22 protein-coding genes are annotated in these 24,007 nt (G+C 63.0%); 10 read left to right on the forward strand and 12 right to left on the reverse strand.

Translation table 11 applies throughout. The features are described from left to right. Positions 1–14 precede the first annotated feature (14 nt). The 9 genes from AC3RCM_RS24405 to AC3RCM_RS24445 form a co-directional block, all read right to left on the reverse strand. Positions 15–1,175, reverse strand: a complete 1,161-nt coding sequence (locus AC3RCM_RS24405; protein ID WP_010955418.1) for a D-alanyl-D-alanine carboxypeptidase family protein — start codon at positions 1,173–1,175, stop codon at positions 15–17. Positions 1,176–1,395: 220 nt separating this feature from the next. After that, positions 1,396–2,397 (reverse strand): septal ring lytic transglycosylase RlpA family protein, encoded by a 1,002-nt coding sequence (locus tag AC3RCM_RS24410; RefSeq protein WP_064491146.1) that lies wholly within the window; start codon positions 2,395–2,397, stop codon positions 1,396–1,398. Further along, positions 2,397–3,407, reverse strand: coding sequence for a lytic murein transglycosylase B (gene mltB / locus AC3RCM_RS24415; RefSeq protein ID WP_014592536.1), 1,011 nt, complete (start codon positions 3,405–3,407; stop codon positions 2,397–2,399). Before mltB ends, AC3RCM_RS24410 begins: the two co-directional genes overlap by 1 nt. 17 nt (positions 3,408–3,424) lie before the next feature. After that, on the reverse strand, positions 3,425–4,528 hold the full coding sequence (gene rodA / locus AC3RCM_RS24420; protein ID WP_050545941.1) for a rod shape-determining protein RodA: 1,104 nt from the start codon (positions 4,526–4,528) through the stop codon (positions 3,425–3,427). A 38-nt stretch (positions 4,529–4,566) separates the two neighbouring features. Next, on the reverse strand, positions 4,567–6,456 hold the full coding sequence (mrdA, locus tag AC3RCM_RS24425; protein ID WP_492629225.1) for a penicillin-binding protein 2: 1,890 nt from the start codon (positions 6,454–6,456) through the stop codon (positions 4,567–4,569). Between the two features lie 16 nt (positions 6,457–6,472). After that, the gene (rlmH, locus tag AC3RCM_RS24430; RefSeq protein ID WP_003249722.1) at positions 6,473–6,940 is read right to left on the reverse strand and encodes a 23S rRNA (pseudouridine(1915)-N(3))-methyltransferase RlmH; all 468 of its coding nucleotides are present in this window, start codon (positions 6,938–6,940) and stop codon (positions 6,473–6,475) included. 10 nt (positions 6,941–6,950) lie between these two features. Next, the gene (gene rsfS / locus AC3RCM_RS24435) at positions 6,951–7,370 is read right to left on the reverse strand and encodes a ribosome silencing factor (protein WP_009685825.1); all 420 of its coding nucleotides are present in this window, start codon (positions 7,368–7,370) and stop codon (positions 6,951–6,953) included. A gap of 43 nt (positions 7,371–7,413) precedes the next feature. After that, positions 7,414–8,106 carry a nicotinate-nucleotide adenylyltransferase gene (gene nadD, locus AC3RCM_RS24440; protein WP_064491147.1) on the reverse strand — a complete coding sequence of 231 codons (693 nt, stop codon included), beginning with the start codon at positions 8,104–8,106 and terminating at the stop codon, positions 7,414–7,416. Then, positions 8,075–9,346 carry a glutamate-5-semialdehyde dehydrogenase gene (locus tag AC3RCM_RS24445; protein WP_064491148.1) on the reverse strand — a complete coding sequence of 424 codons (1,272 nt, stop codon included), beginning with the start codon at positions 9,344–9,346 and terminating at the stop codon, positions 8,075–8,077. Before AC3RCM_RS24445 ends, nadD begins: the two co-directional genes overlap by 32 nt. Positions 9,347–9,651: 305 nt before the next feature. Between AC3RCM_RS24445 and AC3RCM_RS24450 the strand changes: the two genes are divergently transcribed. Continuing rightward, on the forward strand, positions 9,652–10,320 hold the full coding sequence (locus AC3RCM_RS24450; protein WP_010955424.1) for a DNA-3-methyladenine glycosylase: 669 nt from the start codon (positions 9,652–9,654) through the stop codon (positions 10,318–10,320). 2 nt (positions 10,321–10,322) lie between these two features. Then, on the forward strand, positions 10,323–11,639 hold the full coding sequence (locus AC3RCM_RS24455; protein ID WP_492629226.1) for a bifunctional DedA family/phosphatase PAP2 family protein: 1,317 nt from the start codon (positions 10,323–10,325) through the stop codon (positions 11,637–11,639). A 110-nt stretch (positions 11,640–11,749) separates the two neighbouring features. Here AC3RCM_RS24455 and AC3RCM_RS24460 read toward each other — a convergent pair whose 3' ends face one another. The 3 genes from AC3RCM_RS24460 to AC3RCM_RS24470 are packed head-to-tail and all read right to left on the reverse strand — an operon-like array spanning position 11,750 to position 13,425. Beyond that, positions 11,750–12,340 carry an LON peptidase substrate-binding domain-containing protein gene (locus AC3RCM_RS24460; RefSeq protein WP_003249708.1) on the reverse strand — a complete coding sequence of 197 codons (591 nt, stop codon included), beginning with the start codon at positions 12,338–12,340 and terminating at the stop codon, positions 11,750–11,752. A 9-nt stretch (positions 12,341–12,349) separates the two neighbouring features. Beyond that, positions 12,350–13,066, reverse strand: a complete 717-nt coding sequence (locus tag AC3RCM_RS24465; RefSeq protein WP_492629227.1) for an LrgB family protein — start codon at positions 13,064–13,066, stop codon at positions 12,350–12,352. Continuing rightward, complete coding sequence (locus AC3RCM_RS24470; RefSeq protein ID WP_049586734.1) at positions 13,063–13,425, reverse strand: CidA/LrgA family protein; 363 nt, start codon at positions 13,423–13,425, stop codon at positions 13,063–13,065. Before AC3RCM_RS24470 ends, AC3RCM_RS24465 begins: the two co-directional genes overlap by 4 nt. A 143-nt stretch (positions 13,426–13,568) precedes the next feature. Here AC3RCM_RS24470 and AC3RCM_RS24475 point away from each other — a divergent pair, with 143 nt between their 5' ends. The 8 genes from AC3RCM_RS24475 to AC3RCM_RS24510 all read left to right on the forward strand — a co-directional run bounded on the left by AC3RCM_RS24475 (position 13,569) and on the right by AC3RCM_RS24510 (position 23,993). After that, entirely contained in the window at positions 13,569–14,024 is a 456-nt protein-coding gene (locus AC3RCM_RS24475) for a MaoC family dehydratase (RefSeq protein ID WP_003249703.1), read from the forward strand. Positions 14,025–14,140: 116 nt separating this feature from the next. Next, a complete protein-coding gene (prmA, locus tag AC3RCM_RS24480; RefSeq protein WP_492629228.1) occupies positions 14,141–15,019 on the forward strand; it encodes a 50S ribosomal protein L11 methyltransferase in 879 nt (292 codons plus the stop codon). A 42-nt stretch (positions 15,020–15,061) separates the two neighbouring features. Then, the gene (locus tag AC3RCM_RS24485; protein ID WP_064491152.1) at positions 15,062–16,417 is read left to right on the forward strand and encodes a DUF3426 domain-containing protein; all 1,356 of its coding nucleotides are present in this window, start codon (positions 15,062–15,064) and stop codon (positions 16,415–16,417) included. Between the two features lie 207 nt (positions 16,418–16,624). Next, a complete protein-coding gene (gene dusB, locus AC3RCM_RS24490) occupies positions 16,625–17,638 on the forward strand; it encodes a tRNA dihydrouridine synthase DusB (protein ID WP_003249695.1) in 1,014 nt (337 codons plus the stop codon). Continuing rightward, on the forward strand, positions 17,635–17,955 hold the full coding sequence (gene fis / locus AC3RCM_RS24495) for a DNA-binding transcriptional regulator Fis (RefSeq protein ID WP_012274390.1): 321 nt from the start codon (positions 17,635–17,637) through the stop codon (positions 17,953–17,955). The genes dusB and fis overlap by 4 nt, the downstream gene beginning before the upstream one ends. An 81-nt stretch (positions 17,956–18,036) precedes the next feature. Continuing rightward, positions 18,037–19,644 carry a bifunctional phosphoribosylaminoimidazolecarboxamide formyltransferase/IMP cyclohydrolase gene (purH, locus tag AC3RCM_RS24500; RefSeq protein ID WP_003249687.1) on the forward strand — a complete coding sequence of 536 codons (1,608 nt, stop codon included), beginning with the start codon at positions 18,037–18,039 and terminating at the stop codon, positions 19,642–19,644. Positions 19,645–19,790: 146 nt separating this feature from the next. After that, a complete protein-coding gene (gene purD / locus AC3RCM_RS24505) occupies positions 19,791–21,086 on the forward strand; it encodes a phosphoribosylamine--glycine ligase (protein ID WP_003249685.1) in 1,296 nt (431 codons plus the stop codon). Between the two features lie 135 nt (positions 21,087–21,221). Beyond that, positions 21,222–23,993: a hybrid sensor histidine kinase/response regulator gene (locus tag AC3RCM_RS24510; protein WP_492629229.1), complete on the forward strand. Its 2,772-nt coding sequence runs from the start codon at positions 21,222–21,224 to the stop codon at positions 23,991–23,993. Positions 23,994–24,007 lie beyond the last annotated feature (14 nt).

The raw sequence follows: 24,007 nt of genomic DNA on the forward strand, positions 1-24,007 counted from the left end.
ATGCAGGTCACGTATCAGTTGAACAACCCGTAGAAGAATAGACGGATGCTATCCCACATACGGCGGAAGAAACCACCTTCCTCGACGCCATCAAGGGCGATCAGGTCGGCGCTGTGAATCACTTTTTCGTCCAGTTTGACTTCCACTTTGCCGATCACGTCACCTTTGGCGATCGGTGCGGTGAGCTGCGGGTTCATGGTCATCGAAGCCTGCAGGCGCTTCAATTGGCCTTTAGGCATAGTCATGGTCAGGTCGTCAGCCAGGCCAGCCTTGACTTGGCTGGTAGCGCCCTTCCAGACCGGCGCCTGGGTCAGCTCGGTGCCTTTCTGGTAGAAGGTCTGGGTTTCGAAGAAGCGGAAACCGTAGGTCAGCAGCTTCTGGGTTTCGGCAGCACGCGATTGCTCGCTGTTGGTACCGAACACCACGGCGATCAGGCGCTGGCCGTCACGAACGGCCGAAGCCACCATGCAGTAGCCGGCTTCGTCGGTGTGACCGGTTTTCAGGCCATCGACGGTCTTGTCACGCCACAGCAGCAGGTTGCGGTTAGGCTGCTTGATGTTGTTCCAGAAGAACTCTTTCTGCGAGTAGATGGCGTAGTGGGCCGGGTCGACGTTGATGATCGCGCGAGCCAGGGTCGCCATGTCGTGCGCCGACGAGTAATGCTCGGGGTGCGGCAGACCGGTCGGGTTCATGAAGTGGCTGTTGGTCATGCCCAGGTCGGCAGCCGTCTTGTTCATCATGTCGGCAAAGGCGTCTTCGCTGCCGGCAATGTGCTCGGCCAGGGCGACCGAGGCGTCGTTACCGGACTGGATGATGATGCCGTGCAGCAGGTCGCTGACCGTTACCTGGCTGCCAACCTTGATGAACATGCGCGAACCGCCGGTACGCCAGGCGTTTTCGCTGACGGTAACCGGGTCGCTTTCACCGATCTGGCCGCGACGGATGTCCAGGGTGGCGATATAGGCGGTCATCAGCTTGGTCAGGCTGGCTGGCGGCAGGCGCTCGTCACCGTTGTTCTCGACCAGCACGTTGCCGCTGGACGCGTCCATGAGTACGTAGGACTTGGCTGCCAGTTGCGGTGGCGCCGGCGTCATCTGCTCCGCCGCGAAGGCGGCAGGCGTGATCAGCAGCAGTACAGGCAGGCAAAGTCGTTTGGCAAGGTTGGTGATGTTCATCCGTCTCTCGAAAATCGCTAATGGTCTGAGATGTTCCCTGGGCAAGATCATGTGCCCAGCGCCAGTCAGTCTAGTTTTATGGCCAATGGCCTGGCCCGCGAACGTGCGGCTTTATGTCGCTGCGGGCAAAAGCGGTCATTGTACATGGCCGCGACCGGCAATTCATGACAAAACCGATAGTTTGGTGTTGCCGTCTTCGCAGGCGCGCCCGCTCCCACAGTCAGTCTGCTGTGACCAGCTTTGCCTGCCCCAAGTTCGCCAGGCGAATGCTGTCTTGTGCTTGCTGGATCTCGCCCTGGCTGCCGATCGGCCCCAGGCGCACGCGGTGCAGGGTCTGCTGGTTACGCACGATCGAGCTGATGAACACGGGTGCATTGACCATGGTGCTGAGCTTGGCGCGCAGCAACTCGGCAGCGTCCGGGTTGGCGAACGCGCCTACCTGCAAGAAACTGCCACCGCTACCGCCGGGCACGTTATTGCCACCCACCTGCACGGGTACCACGGGCGCTGCGTGCTGCTGTGGCGGCGGGGTCCACTGCTCGACCCGCCCGGTACTGGCCGGTATTGCCTGGGTCTGCGCCACTTGCGGCTCCTTCAGCACCATCGGCGGCGTTTGGCCGCGCTGAGCCCACCACTGCTGCGGGTCGATACCCTCGACGCGCACATGCGCGGTGCCGATCTCGGCATAGCCGAGCTTTTTCGCGGCAGCATAGGACAAGTCGATGATTCGGTCGGAATAGAACGGGCCACGGTCGTTCACCCGAAGGATCACGCTGCGGCCGTTCGCCAGGTTGGTCACCCGCACATAGGCTGGCAGCGGCAGGGTCTTGTGCGCTGCGCTCATGCCATACAGGTCGTACAGCTCGCCGTTGGCAGTGTTCTGCCCGTGGAACTTGGTGCCGTACCACGATGCCGTACCCTCGGCGCGGTAGTTGCGCGAGTCCTGCATCGGGTAGTAGGTCTTGCCCAGCACGGTGTACGGGTTGGCCTTGTAGTTACCGGTGTGCACGGTCGGGGTGGCATCGGGGATCTTGTTCACATCCACGTCCCACCACGGTGCGCCGTCCTTGTGCGCCCGGTTGATGTCCAGGCCCGGCTGGCTACGCACGACATTACCACTGCTTTTCGGGGCCGGGCGGTTGGAAGAGCAGCTGACCAGCGCCACACCGACGGCGAGGCAGGTGAGCAGCTTGAAAGCGTTGCCAGAGATGATTGCGCGCATTACTTGACGCCCCGTACTTGAACCAGCTGTTCCGCAAGCTGATGTACCGCCATGGCATACATCACGCTGCGGTTGTAGCGAGTGATCGCGTAGAAGTTCTTCAGGCCCATCCAGTACTCGGGGCCGCTCTCGCCCTCGAGACGGAAGGCGGTAACCGGCAGATCATCGCGCAGCGAATCATGAACCGACCAGCCAAGCGTACGCAACTCCCCTACCGTTTTCACCGGCTCGATGCCGGTGGTCAGGCCTTCGTCGGCGCGCTCACCTTCAACCCAGGCGCGACTGACCACACCCTCACCGGCCACCCAGCCGTGGCGCTTGAAGTAGCTGGCCACGCTGCCGATGGCATCGTCAGGGTTGTTCCAGATATTGATATGGCCGTCCCCGTCGAAGTCCACCGCGTAGTTGCGGAAGCTGCTTGGCATGAACTGCGGCAGCCCCATGGCGCCGGCGTACGAGCCCTTGAGCGTCAAGGGATCGAGCTGTTCCTCACGGGCCAGCAGCAGGAACTCTCGCAGCTCCTTGCGGAAGAACTCGGCCCGTGGCGGGTAGTCGAAGCCCAGCGTCGACAGGGCGTCGATCACCCGGTAGTTGCCGGTATTGCGGCCAAAGAAGGTTTCCACGCCGATGATCGCGACAATGTACTGCGCAGGTACGCCGTACTCCTGCTCGGCACGTGCCAATACAGCCTCGTGCTGACGCCAGAAATCCACACCGCGAGCGATACGTGCATCGGTGATGAACATCGGCCGGTAGTCCTTCCACGGTTTGACCCGCTCGGCCGGGCGCGAGATGGCGTCGAGGATCGACTGCTTGCGCTGCACCTCACGAAACACACCCATCAGTTGCTCAGGCGCAAAACCATAGTCGCGGCTCATTTCGCCAACAAACGCGGCTACCTCGGGCGAGCCGTCGTATTCGCCGGCATGGGCCAGCTGTACAGCGCCGAACAGGCCCACCGCACCGATCCAAGGCGCACAACGGGCAGCCCAGTTACGCACTGCTTGCATGAAATTGTTCACCTTATTCAAACCTGCGCGATCCATTTGCGGTGCGTATGGATCGACATCAAAACGCCAAACGCTGACAGCAGCGTCACCAACGATGTTCCGCCATAGCTGATGAAAGGTAACGGCACGCCCACCACGGGCAGAAGGCCGCTTACCATTCCGATATTGACGAACACGTATACAAAAAAAGTCATGGTCAGGCTGCCCGCAAGCAGCTTGCCGAACAGGGTCTGCGCCTGGGCGGTGATCACCAGGCCACGGCCGATCAGCAGCAGGTAGACAATCAGCAGCAGGCAGATGCCGACCAGGCCGAATTCCTCGCCGAGCACGGCGATGATGAAGTCGGTGTGGCTTTCCGGCAAAAAGTCCAGGTGCGACTGCGTGCCAAGCAGCCAGCCTTTGCCAAACACCCCGCCCGAGCCGATCGCCGCCTTGGACTGGATGATGTTCCAACCGGTGCCCAACGGGTCGCTTTCAGGGTCGAGGAAGGTCAATACCCGCTGCTTCTGGTAGTCGTGCATGACGAAGAACCACATTGCCACCGCGACTGGCACGGCTGCCGCCAGCACGCTGAGGATCCAGCGCCAGCGCAAGCCGCCCATGAACAGCACGAAGGCACCGGAGGCCAGGATCAGCAGCGCGGTCCCCAGGTCTGGCTGACGTACGATCAGCATGAACGGCACGCCGATCAGCAGCAGGCTGATCGCCACGTGCTTCAAATGGGGCGGCAAGGTGCGCTTGGACAGGTACCAGGCGATGGTCGCCGGCATGATGATCTTCATGAATTCCGAGGGCTGGAAGCGGATCACCCCCGGAATGTTGATCCAGCGTGTGGCCCCCATGGCGTTGTGGCCCATCACGTCGACCACTACCAGCAACAGCACCCCGGCCAGGTAGGCCAACGGCACCCAACGCGCCATGAAGCGCGGCTCCAGCTGGGCGATGACGAACATCGACACCAGACCGATGCCAAACGAGGTGGCTTGCTTGAGCAGCAGGTCCCAGTTCTTGCCACTGGCCGAATACAGTACGAACAGGCTGCCGGCTGCAAGGGTCAGCAGAATGATCAGCAAGGGGCCGTCGATATGGATGCGTTGCAGAAAGCTCGCACGCCGACGCATCACATCCTCGCTGGAGAGCATGCGATCGAAATTGTTCATCACAGGGCCGATTCCTGGGTAACGGTGGCGGGCGCGAACTCGGGTTTGAGCCGGCCATTTTCGTCGAGCAGCCAGGCGTCCATGATCTGGCGTACCACCGGAGCGGCGACACCCGAGCCGGACTCACCGTTCTCGACCATCACCGAAACCACGATTTTCGGGGCTTCGGCTGGGGCAAACGCGACGAACAACGCATGGTCGCGGTGGCGCTCCTGGAGTTTGTTGCGATCGTACTTCTCGCCCTGCTTGATCGCCACCACCTGGGCGGTACCGCTCTTGCCGGCAATGCGGTACTGGGCTCCGGCAGCTGCCTTGCGCGCGGTACCGCGGGCGTTGTGCATCACCTGTTCCATGCCATGGGTGACCTTGGCCCAGTCGGACTTGTCACGCAGCACGATGTCTTCCATGGGGTTGTCGTCCACCGGCGGCAGGCCTTCGATGGTCTTGGCCAGGTGCGGGCGGTTCCACACACCTTTGTTGGCGATCAGTGCAGTGGCCTGGGCCAGTTGCAGCGGCGTAGCCTGCATATAGCCCTGGCCGATGCCGAGAATCAGGGTTTCGCCAGGGAACCAGGCCTGGCGACGGGTGGCACGCTTCCATTCGCGCGACGGCATCAACCCGGCAGACTCCTCGAACATGTCGAGGGAAACCCGCTGGCCGATACCGAACTTGTTCATGTAGCTGGACAAGCGATCGATGCCCATCTTGTGCGCAAGGTCATAGAAGTAGGTGTCGTTCGAGCGCATGATGGCGGTGTCCAGGTCGACCCAGCCATCCCCGGAGCGGTTCCAGTTACGGTATTTATGGTCGTAGTTGGGCAGCTGGTAGTAGCCAGGGTCGAACACCCTGCTGCTGGCATTCACGACGCCACTGTCCAGACCGGCAATAGCCACCGCCGGCTTGATGGTCGACCCCGGCGGGTACAGGCCACGCAGCACGCGGTTGAACAGCGGCCGATCGATCGAATCGCGCAATTCGGCATAGGCCTTGAAGCTGATGCCGGTGACGAACAGGTTGGGGTCGAAGCTAGGCTGACTCACCATCGCCAGTACCTCACCGGTTCGCGGGTCGAGCGCAACCACTGCACCACGCCGGCCTCCCAGGGCGGCTTCAGCGGCCTCCTGCAGCTTGATGTCCAGGCTCAGCACAATGTCCTTGCCCGGCTTCGGATCGGTGCGCTTGAGCACCCGCAACACCCGGCCACGGGCGTTGGTCTCGACTTCCTCGTAACCCACCTGACCGTGCAGGGCGGCCTCGTAGAAGCGCTCGATGCCGGTCTTGCCGATATGGTGGGTACCGCTGTAGTTCACCGGGTCGAGCGTTTTCAGCTCTTTCTCGTTGATTCGCCCTACATAACCCACCGAATGGGCGAAATGCGCACCCTGCGGGTAATGCCGCACCAGCTGGGCCACCACCTCGACACCCGGCAGGCGGAACTGGTTTACCGCCACGCGGGCGATCTGCTCTTCGTTGAGCTCGAACAGGATCGGCACCGGCTCGAATGGCCGGCGGCCTTGGCGCATGCGCTTCTCGAACAGGGTACGGTCGTCAGCGGTGAGGTCCAGCACTTCGACGATGGTATCCAGCACTTCCTGCCAGTTACCCGCACGTTCGCGGGTCATCGACAGGCTGAAGCTGGGCCGGTTGTCGGCAACGATCACCCCGTTGCGGTCGAAGATCAGCCCGCGGGTCGGCGGGATCGGCTGCACATGCACCCGGTTGTTCTCCGACAGCGTGGAGTGGTAGTCGTACTGGATGATCTGCAGGTAGTACAGCCGTGCGATCAACACGCACACAAGCAGCATGATCGCGACTGCGCCGACCACGACGCGTTTGCGCACCAGGCGGGCGTCTTTCTCGTGGTCCTTGAGACGGATCGGCTGCGACATCGGACTGCTTAAAGGCTCATTTGTGGTAAGGGTGCCCGGACAACACGGTCCAGGCGCGGTAGATCTGCTCGCCGATGAGTATCCTTACCAACGGGTGCGGCAACGTCAGCGGCGACAGCGACCAACGTTGCTCGGCGCGCGCGCAAACCTCAGGCGCCAGGCCCTCCGGGCCGCCCACCATCAAATTCACCGTGCGCGCATCCAGGCGCCAGCGGTCCAGCTCGGTCGCCAGCTGCTCGGTACTCCATGGCTTGCCATGGACCTCGAGGGTGACAATGCGTTCCCCAGGCTGCACTTTGCTCAGCATGGCTTCGCCCTCCTGACGGATCAGGCGGGCGACGTCGGCATTCTTGCCACGGGTATTCAGCGGGATTTCCACCAGCTCCAGCGACAGCTCGGCGGGCAGGCGCTTGGCATATTCATGCCAGCCTTCCTCGACCCACTTCGGCATGCGCGAGCCGACCGCAATCAGGCGCAGACGCACAGCGCTTTCCTTATTCGCGGTCTTTGAGCTTGTCGGAGTACTCGTGGGCATGGTCCGGGCTGTGGTGCTTGCCATCGGCGGCACGGCTTTGCTCGGCACCCTGCCACAGACGCTCAAGGTCGTAGAACTGGCGGGCAGCGGCGGTCATCATGTGCACGATGACGTCGTTCAGGTCCAGCAGCACCCAGTCGCTGTCGCCCTTGCCTTCTTCACCCAGTGGCTGGGCGCCCTTGGCCTTGACTGCTTCACGGACCTTTTCGGCCATCGCGTTGATCTGGCGGTTGGAGGTACCGGTGGCAATGATCATGTAGTCGGTCAGGCTGTGCTTCTCGCGCACGTCGATGACCTGGATGTCCTGGGCCTTGACGTCTTCCAGCGCTGCCTTGGTCACTGCGACCAGTTCTTCGCCGTAAATTTTCTGCTTGGTCATATAAAACTCGTTCAACTCGTTGGATGAGGCGCCAGAGGCACCGTCAGTTGGGCGCACGATACAGTTCGTGCGCCTCGATATAGGCCAGTACGGCGTCCGGCACCAGGAACCTCACCGATTTGCCGCTGGCCAGCAGCTGTCGGATCTGTGTAGCCGACACCGCAAGCGGCGTCTGCCAGACGAACGAAATATTTCCCGCCGGGCCGGACATGGCGGTGGGATCGCTCTCCGAGCGCGCAGCCAACAGGTTGCGCAACTCGTCAGGGGGTTCTACGTCGGCATCCGGACGTTGCAGTACCAGGATGTGACAGTGTTGCAGCAATTCTTCCCAGCGATGCCAGGCGGGCAGGCCACAGAAGGCATCCCAACCCAGCACCAGGAACAACTGGTCGTTGCCAGACAGTTCGGCGCGGATCGATTCCAGCGTATCGATGGTGTACGACGGCTTGTCACGTTCCAGCTCGCGGGCATCGACGCTCAGGCAAGCGACGCCCTGCACCGCTTCACGGACCATCGCCAGGCGATCCTGCGCGGCCACCTGTGGCGTGTCGCGGTGCGGCGGCCGGGCATTGGGCAACAGGCGTAGCTCATCCAACCGCATGAACTCGGCCACTTCAAGCGCGCTGCGCAAGTGGCCGATATGCACGGGGTCGAAGGTACCACCTAGAATGCCGATACGCCGGACTGCCTGGGCCTTGCTCAACTCAGCAGGACCCCTGGCCGCGCAACTGGCCATCGCCGATCACCACATACTTCTCGCAGGTCAGGCCTTCCAGGCCGACAGGGCCGCGGGCATGCAGCTTGTCGGTGGAAATACCGATTTCCGCACCCAGGCCGTACTCGAAGCCATCGGCAAAGCAGGTCGGGGTGTTGAGCATGACCGACGCCGAATCGACCTCAGCCATGAACTGACGGGCTTCACCCTGGTGTTCGCTGATGATCGAGTCGGTGTGGTGCGAGCCATAGTGGTTGATGTGCTCGATGGCCTGGTTCAGGCCGTCGACCACGCGAATCGACAGGATCGCATCGAGGTATTCCGTGTGCCAGTCGGCTTCGGTGGCCGGTTTGGCGCTGATGATAGCCTGGGTACGCTCGCAACCGCGCAGCTCCACGCCATTCTCCACGAAGCGGCGGGCCATTTCTGGCAGGAAGCGCTCAGCCACTTGTTGGTCGACCAGCAGCGTTTCCATGGCACCGCAGATGCCGTAGCGGTAGGTCTTGGCGTTGAAAGCCACATTCCAGGCCTTGTCCAGGTCGGCATGCTGGCTGACATAGATGTGGCAGATGCCGTCCAGATGCTTGATCACCGGCACGCGGGCATCGCGGCTGATGCGCTCGATCAGGCCACGGCCTCCGCGCGGCACGATGACATCGACGAATTCCGGCATGCTGATCAGCGCGCCCACGGCTTCGCGGTCGGTGGTTTCGACCACCTGCACCACCGCCGCCGGCAGGCCGGCTTCGGCCAGGCCACGCTGAATGCAGGTGGCAATGGCGCGGTTGGAGTGGATGGCTTCGGAACCGCCACGCAGGATGGTTGCATTGCCCGACTTGAGGCATAGGCTGGCGGCATCAATGGTCACGTTCGGACGCGATTCATAGATGATCCCGATCACCCCCAGCGGGGTACGCATCTTGCCTACCTGAATGCCCGATGGACGGTAGCTCATGTCGCGGATGGCACCGACCGGGTCCGGCAGGCTGGCCACCTGGCGCAAGCCGGTGATCATGCCGTCGATACGCGCCGGGGTCAGCGCCAGACGGTCGAGCAGTGCGGGCTCCAGGCCACTGGCGCGGCCAGCGGCAAGGTCCAGCTCGTTGGCAGCGGTGAGTTCGGCACGGGCAGCGTCCAGCGCGTCGGCGGCGGCTTGCAGGGCGCGGTTCTTCTGCGCGGTGCTGGCACGGCCAATCACCCGGGAAGCCTCACGGGCAGCGCGACCCAGGCGGGTCATATAGTCAAGAACGGACTCAGTCATGGGTTCGGTGTCTTGGCGAAGGGGAAATCGGCTGATTATAACTGCCGCGCAGGTGTACGCCCAGCGGCGGGTGGCGGATGGTCGAAAATGGATGGGGCAATGTGTAGGAAAGATGTAACCGGGGTTATCGAGATTTCCATCGCCTGTTGCGGCCCTTTCGCGGGCGCGCCCGCTCCCACAGGGATTTGTGTAGGAGCGGGTTTACCCGCGAACGGGCCGGCACTGCCCACATCACCATCCGATTCAGCCTCGATTAAGCCATTCATTGCTATCATCCCCGCCTCTCCAGCCACGAACTGCCCCGCATGCCAGCCCTGCCCGACAGCTTTTTCGACCGCGACGCCCAGACCCTGGCCAAGGCACTGCTGGGCAAGGTCATCCGTCACCGCCACGGCGACCTGTGGCTGGCCGCGCGAATCATCGAGACCGAGGCCTACTACCTTTCCGACAAAGGTAGCCACGCTTCGCTCGGCTACACCGAAAAACGCAAGGCGCTATTCCTGGATGGGGGGCACATCTACATGTACTACGCCCGCGGCGGCGATTCGCTGAACTTCAGCGCCCACGGGCCGGGCAACGCGGTGCTGATCAAGTCTGCCTATCCTTGGCAGGACACCCTCTCGGGGCCCGACAGCCTGGCGCAGATGCAACTGAACAATCCCGATGCAAGCGGCAATATCCGCCCGCAAGAGCGCCTGTGCGCCGGCCAGACCCTGCTATGCCGGGCCCTGGGCCTGAAAGTGCCGCATTGGGACGCCCAGCGTTTCGACGCCGAACGCCTGTACGTCGAGGACTGCGGCAACGCCGTGCCCCGGGTGATCCAGGCTGCTCGCCTGGGCATCCCGCACGGGCGCGACGAGCACCTGCCGTACCGCTTCGTCGATGCCGAGTACGCCCGTTTCTGCACACGGAACCCGTTACGCCGCGGCCAAGTCGAAGGCCGTGATTTCTTCATTCTCGAACAAGGAAGCTGAACATGGGCCAATGGCTCGACAGCCTGACCGGCTGGCTCAGCGCCAACCCGCAGTGGCTTGGCCTGGCGATTTTCCTGGTGGCCTGCATCGAATGCCTGGCCATCGCCGGCATTATCGTGCCGGGCACCGTACTGCTGTTCGCCGTTGCGGTACTGGCCGGTAACGGCACGTTCAGCCTGGGCGAAACGCTGCTCCTCGGCTTTCTCGGCGGCCTGCTGGGCGACGCCATGTCTTACGCAGTGGGCAAGTACTTCCACCAGAACATCCGCCGCCTGCCGCTGCTACGCCACCATCCGGAATGGATCGGCAGCGCCGAAAGCTACTTCCAGCGTTATGGCATCGCCAGCCTGCTGGTAGGCCGCTTCATCGGCCCGCTGCGGCCGATGCTGCCAATGGTCGCCGGCATGTTCGACATGCCCCTGCCGCGCTTCATCGCCGTCAGCCTGCTGGCGGGCGCCGGCTGGTCGGTCGCCTACCTGCTGCCCGGCTGGGCCACCGGCGCCGCCATGCGCCTGCCCCTGCCGGAAGGCTTCTGGCTGGACGCCGGGATCATCGCCGGCGCCCTCGCGGTGCTGATCGGCCTGAGCCTCAATACCAGCCTGCGTGACCAGCGCCACGGCACCAGGCTGGTTGCCGCGCTCAGCTTCATCACCCTGGCCGGTGTATTCCTCGGCTGGCCCTACTTCCATGAGTTCGACCAAGGCGTGATGACACTGGTCCAGGAGCATCGCAGCCAGGCCATCGACAGCACCGTGGTGCTGGTGACACGGCTAGGCGATTTCCGCACCCAGTTGTTCCTCGGCGCCCTGCTGACAGGCCTGCTGCTGCTTGCCCGTCAATGGCGACACGCATTTTTCGCGGCGGGCGCGTTGATGGGCACGGCGATCGCCAACGGCACACTGAAATGGCTATTTGCCCGGGCCAGGCCGGAAGTACTGACCGACCCACTGACCAGCTACAGCATGCCCAGCGGGCACAGCTCGGCATCGTTCGCGTTCTTCCTGGTCATGGCCGTGCTGGCAGGGCGTGGCCAGCCACCACGGATGCGCCTGACCTGGATGATGCTGGGGTGCATTCCAGCGCTGGCGATTGCCCTGTCGCGGGTGTACCTGGGGGCGCACTGGCCAACCGATATCCTGGCCGGGGCCCTGCTGGCTTGTTGCGTGTGCGCACTCAGCCTGACATTGGTGCAACGCCAGCAGACCCTGCCAGCCCTGCCGCTGCGGGTGTGGTGGCTGGTGTTGCCGGCATGCGTGGCGCTGCTGGCGTTCTTCGCCATGCATGCGCTGCCGCAGGCGTTGGTCAGGTATCAATATTGATGTTGCCTGTGCGGGCCTATTCGCGGGTGAACCCGCTCCTACGCGGGGATCGCGCCTGTCGTAGGAGCGGGTTTACCCGCGAAGGGGCCGGCACAGGCAATACAGAACCATCAGGCGAACAACTCACCCTGAATCCGCTCCAGCAGTTTCTGAATCTCGCCCAGCCGCTGCTGTGGCGAATCGAGGGTCAGCAGGTCCAGCTTGTCCTCTTCCATGAACGGCAACAGGTACGCCAGCTGATTGGCCAGCGCCTGACGCCCGTCCACCGGCCGCGGCATGCCCAGCGCTTCGACCATGGGGTGCTCACCCAGAGCCACCAGCAGCGCCAATAGGTCGTCATCGGCTTCCAGCAACGGGCTGTCGGCCTGCTCCGGCAGCCATTGCACCTGGCCCACCAGCAACTGGTCCTTCTGCACCTCGGAGCTTTCCAGATTGAAGCGCCGCACGCCCTCGACGCGGATACCCAGCAAGCCGTTATCCTGCTGCACGAAGTCGCGGATCACCGCTTCACAGCCGATCGAGGCGACCACCGGCGGCGCCTTGCCGACTTGCTCGCCCTCAAGGATGCACACCACACCAAACCCTTCGCCCTGCTTCATGCAGCGCCCGATCATGTCCAGGTAGCGCGCCTCGAAAATCTGCAAATCGAGAAAGCAGCCAGGAAACAGCACGGTATTGAGCGGAAACAGCGGTAGCGTCATCACAATTCCTCAAGCCACCAGGCTGACCGCCAGCGGCAGGAACACCGCTGTAGCCACTCCCATCAGGCTCATCGCCAGCGCGGCAAAGGCGCCGCATTCGTCACTTTCCTGCAGGGCCACCGAAGTGCCCACTGCGTGCGCGGTCACGCCCAGCGACATGCCGCGCGCCTCAGGGCTGTGCACGCCGAAGCGGCTCAGCAACGCCGGGCCGAAGATCGCCCCGATCACCCCGGTAATCAACACGAACACTGCCGCCAGGGCCGCCACGCCACCAATCTGCTCAGCCACCAGCATGGCGATCGGCGAGGTGACGGACTTCGGCGCCATGGTCATCAGGATCATGTGCTCGGCACCGAACCACAAACCCAGCACCAGGCAGCAGAGCGTGGCGAACAGGCCTCCGACTACCAGCGTAGTAAATGTAGGCCAGAACAGCTGGCGGATCCGCCGCAGGTTGAGATAGAGCGGCACAGCCAGGGCCACCGTAGCGGGCCCCAGCAGGATGTTCATGATTTCGGTGCTTCTGCGGTACTCGCTGTAATCGATGCCGCACAGCAGCAACACACCGATCACCAGCAGCATCGATACCAATACAGGTTGCAGGAAGATCCAGCGGGTTTTCTCGTAGGCTGCCAGCACTACCTGATAGGCCCCCAGCGTGATGCCGATACCGAACAATGGGTGATGAATGACCGCATCGAGCGCGCCCTGCCAATCGAGCATCATGGCTGCTCCTCACGCTTGCCCTGGCGCTGGATGAGCTTTTGCATCAGCACACCGACGAACACCAGGGTCACGAGACAGGAGATCAGCAAGGCCCCGGCAATCGCCCAGAAGTCGGCGGCAATGTCCTTGGCATATACCATCACCCCGACTGCCGGCGGCACCAGCAGTAGCGGGAGATAGCGCAGCAAGCTGCTGGCGGCCTCATTCAGCGGCTTGCCGACCTCACCGCGGGCCATGAGGAAGAGCAGCAGCAACAACAGGCCGATGATCGGCCCGGGCAAAAACGGCACGAACAGGTGATTGATCGCCGTCCCCAGCAGCTGGAACAGTACCAGCCAGGTCAAACCACGCAACAGCATAAGCATCTCCCTCGGGCATGGCCGCCATTATAAGCACGCTCGGCTGTAGACCGACATTCGCCGAAAAGCGGGCAACTTGACTGAAACGGTTCGCCGTGCTGATCTTGTACTTTCGTACCAACTGACAACCCGGAGAGTCCGCGATGCCCCATGTACCGGTTACAGAGCTTTCGCAGTACGTTGGCAAGGAGCTGGGCCACTCGGAGTGGGTGAAGATCGACCAGCAGCGCATCAACCTGTTCGCCGAGGCGACCGGCGACTTCCAGTTCATCCATGTCGACCCCGAGAAGGCAGCAAAAACCCCGTTTGGCGGCACGATTGCCCATGGTTTCCTGACCTTGTCGCTGATCCCCAAGCTGATCGAGGACATCCTCGTTCTGCCGCAAGGGCTGAAGATGGTGGTGAACTACGGGCTGGACAGCGTGCGCTTCATTCAGCCGGTCAAGGTCGACAGCCGGGTTCGGCTGAAGGTAAAGCTGGGCGAGGTGACCGAGAAAAAACCGGGGCAGTGGCTACTCAAGGCGATTGCCACGCTGGAGATCGAGGGTGAAGAGAAGCCTGCTTATATAGCCGAGTCGCTGTCGCTCTGTTTTGTCTGATACATGCCCGGGGGCTGCAGTGCAGCCCCCGATCCACAAATCCCCCGCACTCGCGTAAACTGCCAGCCTTCGCGCAGCCTAGGGCTGCCCCTGTCGATTTATCAAAGGTGCCCGCCATGCCCTGGCTGCAAGTACGCCTGGCCATCAGCCCGGAACAAGCCGAAACCTATGAAGATGCGCTGCTTGAAGTAGGCGCCGTCTCGGTCACGTTCATGGATGCCGAAGATCAACCGATCTTCGAACCAGACCTCAACACCACCCCGCTGTGGTCGCACACTCACCTGCTGGCGCTGTTCGAGGCCGATGCCGACCCTGAACAGGTGTTCTCCCACCTGCGCCTGCTGACCGGCGCCGAGCTGCCCGAGCACCAGGCCGAGGTGATCGAGGACCAGGACTGGGAACGCAGCTGGATGGACAACTTCCAGCCGATGCGCTTCGGCCGCCGCCTGTGGATCGTGCCCAGCTGGCACGATGCCCCGGAAAAGGACGCCGTGAACCTGCGGCTCGACCCGGGCCTGGCCTTTGGCACCGGCACCCACCCCACCACGGCCCTGTGCCTGGAATGGCTCGACGGCCAGCAGCTTGAAGGCACCCAGGTGCTGGACTTTGGCTGCGGTTCGGGCATCCTGGCCATCGCTGCGCTGCTGCTGGGCGCCCGCGAAGCGGTAGGCACCGACATCGACGTGCAGGCCATCGAGGCTTCGCGCGACAACGCCCAACGCAACGGCATTGCCGACGAGAAACTGGCGCTGTACCTGCCCGAACACATGCCGGCGATGCAGGCCGACGTGCTGGTTGCCAACATCCTCGCCGGCCCGCTGGTGTCGCTGGCGCCACAGTTGTCCGGCCTGGTTCGCCCAGGTGGCCTGCTGGCGCTTTCGGGCATCCTCGCCGAGCAAGGTGAAGACGTGGCCGCCGCTTATGCCGCCGACTTTGAACTGGACCCGATCGTCGTGCGCGACGGCTGGGTGCGCATCAGTGGTCGGCGTCGCTAAGCGGGCCTAGAATACTTTTCTGCACAGCTCCCGGATCGCCGCATGACCGACAGTTTCGTCACCCAGTGCCCGCATTGCCAGACCAGCTTTCGCGTCACCCACCACCAGTTGGGCGTGGCCCGTGGCGTGGTGCGCTGCGGTCACTGCCTGCAGGTATTCAATGCCGCCAAGCAGCTGCTGGAGCAAAACCGCGCCGCCACCACCAGCGCCCCCGTGGTGCCGGCACCGGTACCTGCAGTGCCTGCCGAGCCGCTGGCCGAGCCGGCGCAAGAGCCTGCCACCAGCGTACGCGGCACCCCCCCTGACCAGGACTGGGCGCTGACTGCCCAGGCGCTGGACGAGCTCGACCTCGACAAGGAACTGGAGCGCCTGGAGCGTCGTGGCCAACCGGCCCCGACCCACCCGGCCAGCCAGGATGACAAGCTGCAGGCACGGCGCGATGAACTTCACCCGGACGAGCACGCAGAAGACCTTTTCGGCACGGCTACCGATGAGCCCTACGTGCCGCAGGAACCGGCAGAGCCTACCCCGGTGCTGCTGGAACCGGAACCTTTGGAGCTCGACCTGGAGCCTGCACCCGGCGAACGCACCGAGCCTACCCTGGGCAGCAACCTTGACCTGGACATCGATGGCGAGCCCCCCGTGCACGGTGCGGCCGAACGCGATGACCAGCCCGCATTCAGCGAACCGCTGCGCATCAGCGATGACGAAACCCCGGAAACGGGCCTGAGCGCCCGCGACGACGAGCCACTGGCGCTGCGCCTGTCGGCGCATGACGACGAGCCCGTCGAGCCGCTGCCCGGAGAGCGCCTGGAACCAGGCCTTGCCGGCAAACCCGAGCGCCCCTCGCGCAAGGAGCCGCTGGTCGATGTGGTCGACGACCCCTTGCAGCTAGGCTGGGAAAAACCCGCACCCAACTGGGGCAAGCGCCTGCTGTGGGGCTTTCTGACCCTGCTGGCTGCCGGCCTGCTCGCGTTCCAGTACGTGTGGTTCCACTTCGACGAAATGGCCCGCCAGGACCAGTATCGGCCGATTTTCCAGCAGATCTGCCCGATGGTCGGTTGCCAGGTGCCTACCCGCGTCGATATTGCACGCATCAAGAGCAGCAATCTGGTGGTACGCAGCCACCCGGACTTCAAGGGCGCGCTGATTGTCGACGCGATCATCTACAACCGCGCGCCGTTCGCCCAGCCATTCCCGTTGCTGGAGCTGCGCTTCGCCGACCTCAATGGCCAACTGATCGCCAGCCGTCGCTTCAAGCCCAGCGAGTACCTGTCGGGCGAACTGGCAGGGCGTGGCGAAATGCCCAGCCAGACGCCAATCCACATTGCCCTGGACATCCTCGACCCTGGCCCGAAGGCCGTGAATTACAGCCTGAGCTTCCGTTCGCCGGAGTAGGCGACAAGCGGCCAGCAGCGAGCGACAAGACAAGAAGCCCCAACCGCGACCGCTTTTCGTCCTGTCGCCTGCTGCTTGAAGCGCAAAGGCATAAGCCGATAACTGTTCAGATTTTATCCAAATCCATCTTTATCCAGTCATCGAGAGCGGGTATCATGCCAACCCTTTTTCGAACTCCAAGATTCGGCCCCACAACAGGGATCACCTATGTCGGCGGTACGCATCGGCCAATACACACTACGTAACAACCTGATCCTCGCGCCCATGGCCGGGGTCACGGACCAGCCTTTCCGTACACTTTGCCAGCGCCTGGGCGCCGGTATGGTGGTGTCGGAAATGGTTAGCAGCGACATGAGCCTGTGGAACAGCCGCAAGTCGAGCCTGCGCCGCATCCATGAAGGTGATCCCGAGCCACGCTCGGTGCAGATCGCCGGCGGCGATGCGCAGATGATGGCAGCGGCGGCAAAGGCCAATGTCGAGGCGGGTGCCCAGATCATCGATATCAACATGGGCTGTCCGGCAAAAAAAGTCTGCAACAAAGCCGCAGGCTCTGCTTTATTGAGAGATGAAGCCTTGGTCAGCGAGATCCTCCACGCCGTGGTCAGCGCCGTGGACGTACCGGTGACCCTGAAAATCCGCACCGGATGGGACCGGGCGAACAAGAACGGCCTGAACGTGGCGAAGATCGCCGAACAGGCTGGCATCCAGGCGCTGGCGGTGCATGGCCGCACACGTGCCGACCTGTACACCGGCGAAGCCGAGTACGACACCATCGCTGCCATCAAGCAGGCGGTGTCAATCCCGGTTTTTGCCAACGGCGATATCACCTCGCCAGAAAAGGCCCGGGCGGTGCTGGAAACCACCGGGGTCGATGGCCTGTTGATTGGCCGGGCTGCCCAGGGGCGGCCATGGATCTTTCGCGAGATCGAGCATTACCTGCGCACTGGCGAACATCTGCCAGCGCCGCAACTGGACGAAGTGGAACGCATCCTGCTGGAGCATCTGGCCGCGCTGCATGCCTTCTATGGCGATGTGATGGGCGTACGTATCGCCCGCAAGCACGTTGGCTGGTACCTGGCAACACGACCCGGCGGCAAGGAGTTTCGCGCCCGGTTCAACGCTTTGGAAGACACACAAGCGCAGTGCGCCAACGTTCGCGCGTTTTTCAGCGAACGTCGACAGAGCCTTGAGACAGAGGACGGACAAGGGGTGGCCGCATGACGATGATGACCGAGACATTTGTGAGTGGAACAACGCCCGTGAGCGACAACGCCAACCTGAAACAGCACCTCAACACGCCGAGCGAAGAGGGCCAGACCCTTCGCGACAGCGTCGAGAAGGCGCTGCACAACTACTTCGCCCACCTGGAAGGCGCGACCGTGACGGACGTGTACAACCTGGTGCTCTCCGAAGTCGAGGCGCCCCTGCTCGAAAGCGTGATGAACTACGTGAAGGGCAACCAGACCAAGGCCAGCGAGATGCTCGGGCTGAACCGAGGCACCCTGCGCAAGAAGCTCAAGCAGTACGACTTGTTGTAAGCCAGAATCCCATCCAGAAAAGGCGACTCCCTGAACAGAGGCGCCTTTTTTGCTGACTCCACCGCGTTATTGGAACCCGAAATGACCGACCAGACTACCCGCCTGCCAGTCCGCCGCGCCCTGATCAGCGTCTCCGACAAGACCGGTATCCTCGAATTCGCCCGTGAGCTGCAGCAGCTCGGTGTCGAGATCCTGTCCACCGGCGGCACCTACAAGCTGCTCAAGGACAACGGCGTAAACGCGGTGGAAGTGGCCGACTACACCGGCTTCGCCGAAATGATGGATGGCCGGGTCAAAACCCTGCACCCGAAGATCCACGGCGGTATCCTCGGCCGTCGTGGCACCGACGACGCCATCATGAACGAGCACGGCATCAAGCCGATCGACCTGGTTGCGGTCAACCTGTACCCGTTCGAAGCCACCATTTCCAAGCCTGGCTGTGACCTGCCGACCGCCATCGAGAACATCGACATCGGCGGCCCGACCATGGTCCGTTCGGCAGCCAAGAACCACAAGGACGTGGCCATCGTGGTCAACGCCAGCGACTACGCCGGCATCGTCGAAGGCCTCAAGGCCGGTGGCCTGACCTATGCCCAGCGCTTCGACCTGATGCTCAAGGCGTTCGAGCACACTGCCGCCTACGACGGCATGATCGCCAACTACATGGGCACCATCGACCAGGCCAAGGACACTCTGAGCACCGAGGCGCGCAGCGAATTCCCGCGCACCTTCAACAGCCAGTTCGTCAAGGCACAGGAAATGCGTTACGGCGAGAACCCGCACCAGAGCGCGGCGTTCTATGTAGAAGCCAAGAAAGGCGAAGCCAGCATTTCCACCGCTGTCCAGCTGCAAGGCAAGGAACTGTCATTCAACAACGTGGCCGACACTGACGCTGCGCTGGAATGCGTAAAGAGCTTCGTCAAGCCGGCCTGCGTCATCGTCAAGCACGCCAACCCGTGCGGCGTGGCGGTAGTACCTGAAGACGAAGGCGGCATCCGCAAAGCCTACGACCTGGCCTACGCGACCGACACCGAATCGGCGTTCGGCGGCATCATCGCATTCAACCGTGAACTGGACGGCGAAACCGCCAAGGCCATTGTCGACCGCCAGTTCGTCGAAGTGATCATCGCCCCGAAAATCTCCCAGGCCGCCCGCGACGTGGTGGCTGCCAAACAGAACGTACGCCTGCTGGAGTGCGGCGAGTGGCCAGCCGAGCGCGCTGCCGGTTGGGACTTCAAGCGCGTCAACGGTGGCCTGCTGGTGCAAAGCCGCGATATCGGCATGATCACCGCCGATGATCTGAAGATCGTCACCAAGCGTGCCCCGACCGAGCAAGAGATCCACGACTTGGTATTCGCCTGGAAAGTGGCCAAGTTCGTCAAGTCCAACGCCATTGTCTACGCCAAGCAGCGCCAGACCATCGGCGTCGGCGCCGGCCAGATGAGCCGCGTCAACTCCGCCCGCATCGCTGCAATCAAGGCCGAGCACGCTGGCCTGCAGGTGCAGGGCGCGGTCATGGCGTCGGATGCATTCTTCCCGTTCCGTGACGGCATCGACAATGCAGCTAAAGTGGGTATCAGCGCCGTGATCCAGCCGGGTGGTTCGATGCGTGATGCTGAAGTCATCGCTGCTGCCGACGAGGCCGGCATCGCGATGGTCTTCACTGGCATGCGCCACTTCCGCCACTAATTACGCGGATCCCGAGGCGAGTCGAGATCCTGTGGGAGCGGGCTTGCCCGCGAATACGATGGTGGATTCACCGCCGCATTCGCGGGCAAGCCCGCTCCCACAGTGTTCGGCGCAAGCCACGGGATCACTTGAATCGAGGTTTTGACATGAAAGTTTTGATCATCGGCAGCGGCGGCCGTGAGCACGCCCTGGCCTGGAAAGTCGCCCAGGACCCACGCGTCGAGAAAGTCTTCGTTGCCCCGGGCAACGCCGGTACCGCCATTGAAGCCAAGTGCGAGAACGTCGCCATCGACGTGTGCGCCCTGGAGCAATTGGCCGACTTCGCCGAGAAAAACGTCGACCTGACCATCGTCGGCCCGGAAGCACCGCTGGTTATCGGCGTGGTCGACCTGTTCCGCAGCCGCGGCCTGGACTGCTTCGGTCCAACCAAGGGCGCGGCCCAGCTGGAAGGCTCCAAGGCCTTCACCAAGGATTTCCTGGCGCGTCACAAGATCCCGACCGCCGACTACCAGAATTTCACCGAGATCGAGCCAGCGCTGGCCTACCTGCAGGAAAAAGGCGCGCCAATCGTGATCAAGGCCGACGGCCTGGCGGCAGGCAAAGGCGTGATCGTCGCCATGACGCTGGAAGAAGCCGAAGCCGCCGTGCGTGACATGCTGGCTGGCAACGCCTTCGGTGAAGCAGGTTCGCGTGTTGTGATCGAAGAGTTTCTCGACGGCGAGGAAGCCAGCTTCATCGTCATGGTCGACGGCCACAATGTGCTGCCCATGGCCACCAGCCAGGACCACAAGCGCGTCGGCGACCAGGACACCGGCCCGAACACGGGCGGCATGGGCGCCTACTCCCCTGCCCCGGTCGTTACCGCCGACGTGCACCAGCGCGTGATGGACCAGGTGATCTGGCCAACCGTGCGCGGCATGGCCGAGGAAGGCAACGTCTACACCGGCTTCCTCTACGCCGGCCTGATGATCGACAAGGCGGGCAACCCCAAGGTCATCGAGTTCAACTGCCGCTTCGGCGACCCGGAAACCCAGCCGGTCATGCTGCGCCTGGAGTCGAGCCTGGTCCTGCTGGTGGAAGCTGCATTCGCCAAGGCACTGGACAAGGTCGAAGCCCAGTGGGACCCGCGCCCGAGCCTGGGCGTGGTCCTGGCAGCGGGCGGTTACCCGGGCGACTACGCCAAGGGCGACGTGATCAACGGCCTGGACGCTGCCGCCAAGATCGAAGGCAAGGTATTCCATGCCGGTACTGCGCTCAAGGATGGCAAGGTAACCACCAACGGCGGGCGCGTGCTGTGTGCCACCGCCATGGGCAGCACCGTTGCCGACGCGCAGCAGCAGGCTTACCGCCTGGCCAAGGAAGTCAGCTGGAACGGCAGCTTCTACCGTTCCGACATCGGCTATCGGGCCATCGCCCGCGAGCGCGGTGAGCACCAGCAGTAAGTACTACCGGTATGCCGTAGCGGTTTCAGCCTGCGGCATCCGGCTCGTCGACAGGGCCCGGAATGGGCCTTGCCTTCGACTTGGCGCGCCGCGCATAGTGAGTACCCGGCACATCGGCCAAGAAGGGATTTCGTAGTGCGTCGGCTTCGGATTGCCTCAGCTCTGATCGTCAGCTTGCTGACCCTGCTCTGCATGTTTCCGGCTGCGGCCGAACATGACGGTGGCTGGACCGTTCTGCTCGACGAACAGGCCAACCTGCAACTGAGCGATGTGCGCTCCGAGCGCTATCGCAACCAGTTCAGCCCACTGCCTCTCGCCGACCTTGATGCTGCCCCGGCTGGACAGGCCTTGTGGCTGCACTATCGTCTGGCACCAGGTGACCAGGAGCAGCTGCTGCGGGTATTTGCCCCGGACCTTTCTGGCCTGGACCTCTACGCCCTCGAAGGCGAACAACTTCTGCGTCAGCTGCACCACGGGCGCCAGGCCGGCAATGCCAGCCCGACCCTGCGAGGCAGCGACCATGTATTGCCCCTGCCCAACAGCAGGCAACCGCTGGACATCTACTTGCGCCTGGCCTCAGAGCACCAGCTGCGTCCGGCCATCAGCCTTGAACCTGCGGCCGAGGCAGCCTCGGACCAACGCCAGCCGCTGCTGTTCGGCATGCTGTTCGGCGGCCTGATCATGCTGATCATGCACAACCTGATCCGCTTCCTCTACACCCGCTCCAGCACCACCCTGATTCTGGCGCTCTACCACGGCCTGATGCTGCTCAGCGGTCTGATCCTGCTGAACCTCAGCGGCCCTTGGTGGCATGTGTGGCACAGTGCGCAAACGCCTGCCGCCTATCTGACACTGGTCCTGGCCGGCCTGTCCGGGTTGTATTTCACCCAACATTTCTTTTCGCCGTGCAATTCGCCACGGCTTAACCGCCTGCTGCAGGGTGAGATGCTGATTGTCGGGCTCAGTGGCCTGGTGCTGCTGTTCGTCGATACCCTGCCATTGAACCTGATGACCTACGCCCTGATGGCGCTGGGCAGCGTGAGCATGCTGCTGGTCAGCAGCTACCACTGGTACAAGGGTTATGCGCCCGGACGCCTGTTCAGCCTGGCAATGGTGGTGTTCAACCTCGGAGGCCTGGTACTGCTGCCAGCCCTGCTGGGCCTGACACGCACCTCGACACCCTGGCTGCTGTGTATCCTGCTGGGCCTGACCGTGGTCAGTGGCCTGCTGCTCAACCTGGCGGTCAGTGAACGGCTGCGGCGCATAAGCGAGGAGCGTTTCAGCGCCAGCCGCGCGCTGGCCGCCAGCGATGCAGAAATCAACGCCAAAGCCGAGTTCCTGGCCAAGATCAGCCACGAAATCCGCACCCCGATGAACGGCGTGCTCGGCATGACTGAACTGCTGCTGGGCACACCGCTGTCGGTGAAGCAACGAGATTATGTGCAGACCATCCACAGCGCCGGCAACGAGCTGCTGACGCTGATCAACGAAATTCTGGACATTTCCAAGCTGGAATCCCGGCAGATCGAGCTGGATGATGTGCAGTTCGACCTTAACGCGCTGATCGAGGATTGCCTGAACATCTTCCGCGCCAAGGCCGAGCAACAGAACATCGAGCTGATCAGTTTCACCCAGCCACAAGTACCGCGGGTCATCAGCGGAGACCCGACGCGCCTGCGCCAGGCCTTGTCGAGCCTGCTGGAAAACGCCCTGAAAAACACCGACCAGGGCGAGATCCTGCTGGTGGTGGCGCTGGATCAACGCGGCGATGTGCCACGCCTGCGTATCGCCGTGCAGGACAGCGGCGAGCCGTTGCCCGCCGCCGACCGTGAAGCCTTGCTGCAGGCCGAGTTGCACAGCCACCACTTCCTTTCCAGCAACAAGCTGGGCGGCCATCTGGGGCTGGTCATTGCCAAACAGCTGATCGGTCTGATGCAGGGCGAGTTCGGCATCAAGAGCAGCACCGGCATGGGCAACACCTTGTGGCTGACCTTGCCGCTGGACCCTTCGCGCCTGGAACAGCCACCGGCGGACCTCGACAGCCCGCTGCGCGATGCCCGCGTGCTGGTGGTCGACGACAACGACACGTGCCGCAAGGTGCTTGTACAGCAGTGCAGCGCCTGGGGCATGAACGTCAGCGCGGTGCCGTCAGGCAAGGAGGCTCTGGCCCTTTTGCGCACCAAGGCACACCTGCGCGACTACTTCGACGCGGTGCTGCTGGACCAGAACATGCCCGGCATGACCGGCATGCAGCTGGCCGCCAAGATCAAGGAAGACCCGAGCCTGAACCACGACATCCTGGTGGTGATGCTCACCGGCATCAGCAATGCGCCGAGCAAAGTCATCGCGCGCAACGCCGGGGTCAAGCGAATACTGGCCAAACCGGTGGCCGGTTATACATTGAAGACCACCCTGGCCGAGGAGCTGGCCCAGCGCGGCCGCGAACAGGCGATGCCTGCCAGCCTGCCTGGCATCCCGCAGGCGCTGGACCTGCCAGGCGACTTCCGCGTGCTGGTCGCCGAAGACAACAGCATCTCGACCAAGGTGATCCGCAGCATGCTCGGCAAGCTCAACCTCAGGCCCGATACCGCCTGCAATGGCGAAGAGGCCTTGCAGGCAATGAAAGCGCAGCATTATGACCTGGTGTTGATGGACTGCGAGATGCCGATACTGGACGGTTTCTCGGCCACCCAGCAGTTGCGGGCCTGGGAAGCTGAAAACCAGCGCCAGCGCACGCCGGTGGTGGCTTTGACAGCGCACATACTGGCCGAACACAAGGAGCGCGCGCGGCTGGCAGGCATGGACGGACACATGGCCAAGCCGGTGGAGTTGTCGCAGTTGCGTGAGCTGATTCAATACTGGGCCAATCACCGGGAAGCCAAGGTGGACCCGGCACATACGTCCTGACCGATATCCAATGC

It is taken from the genome of Pseudomonas sp. GW823-FHT05G12 (assembly GCF_058795575.1).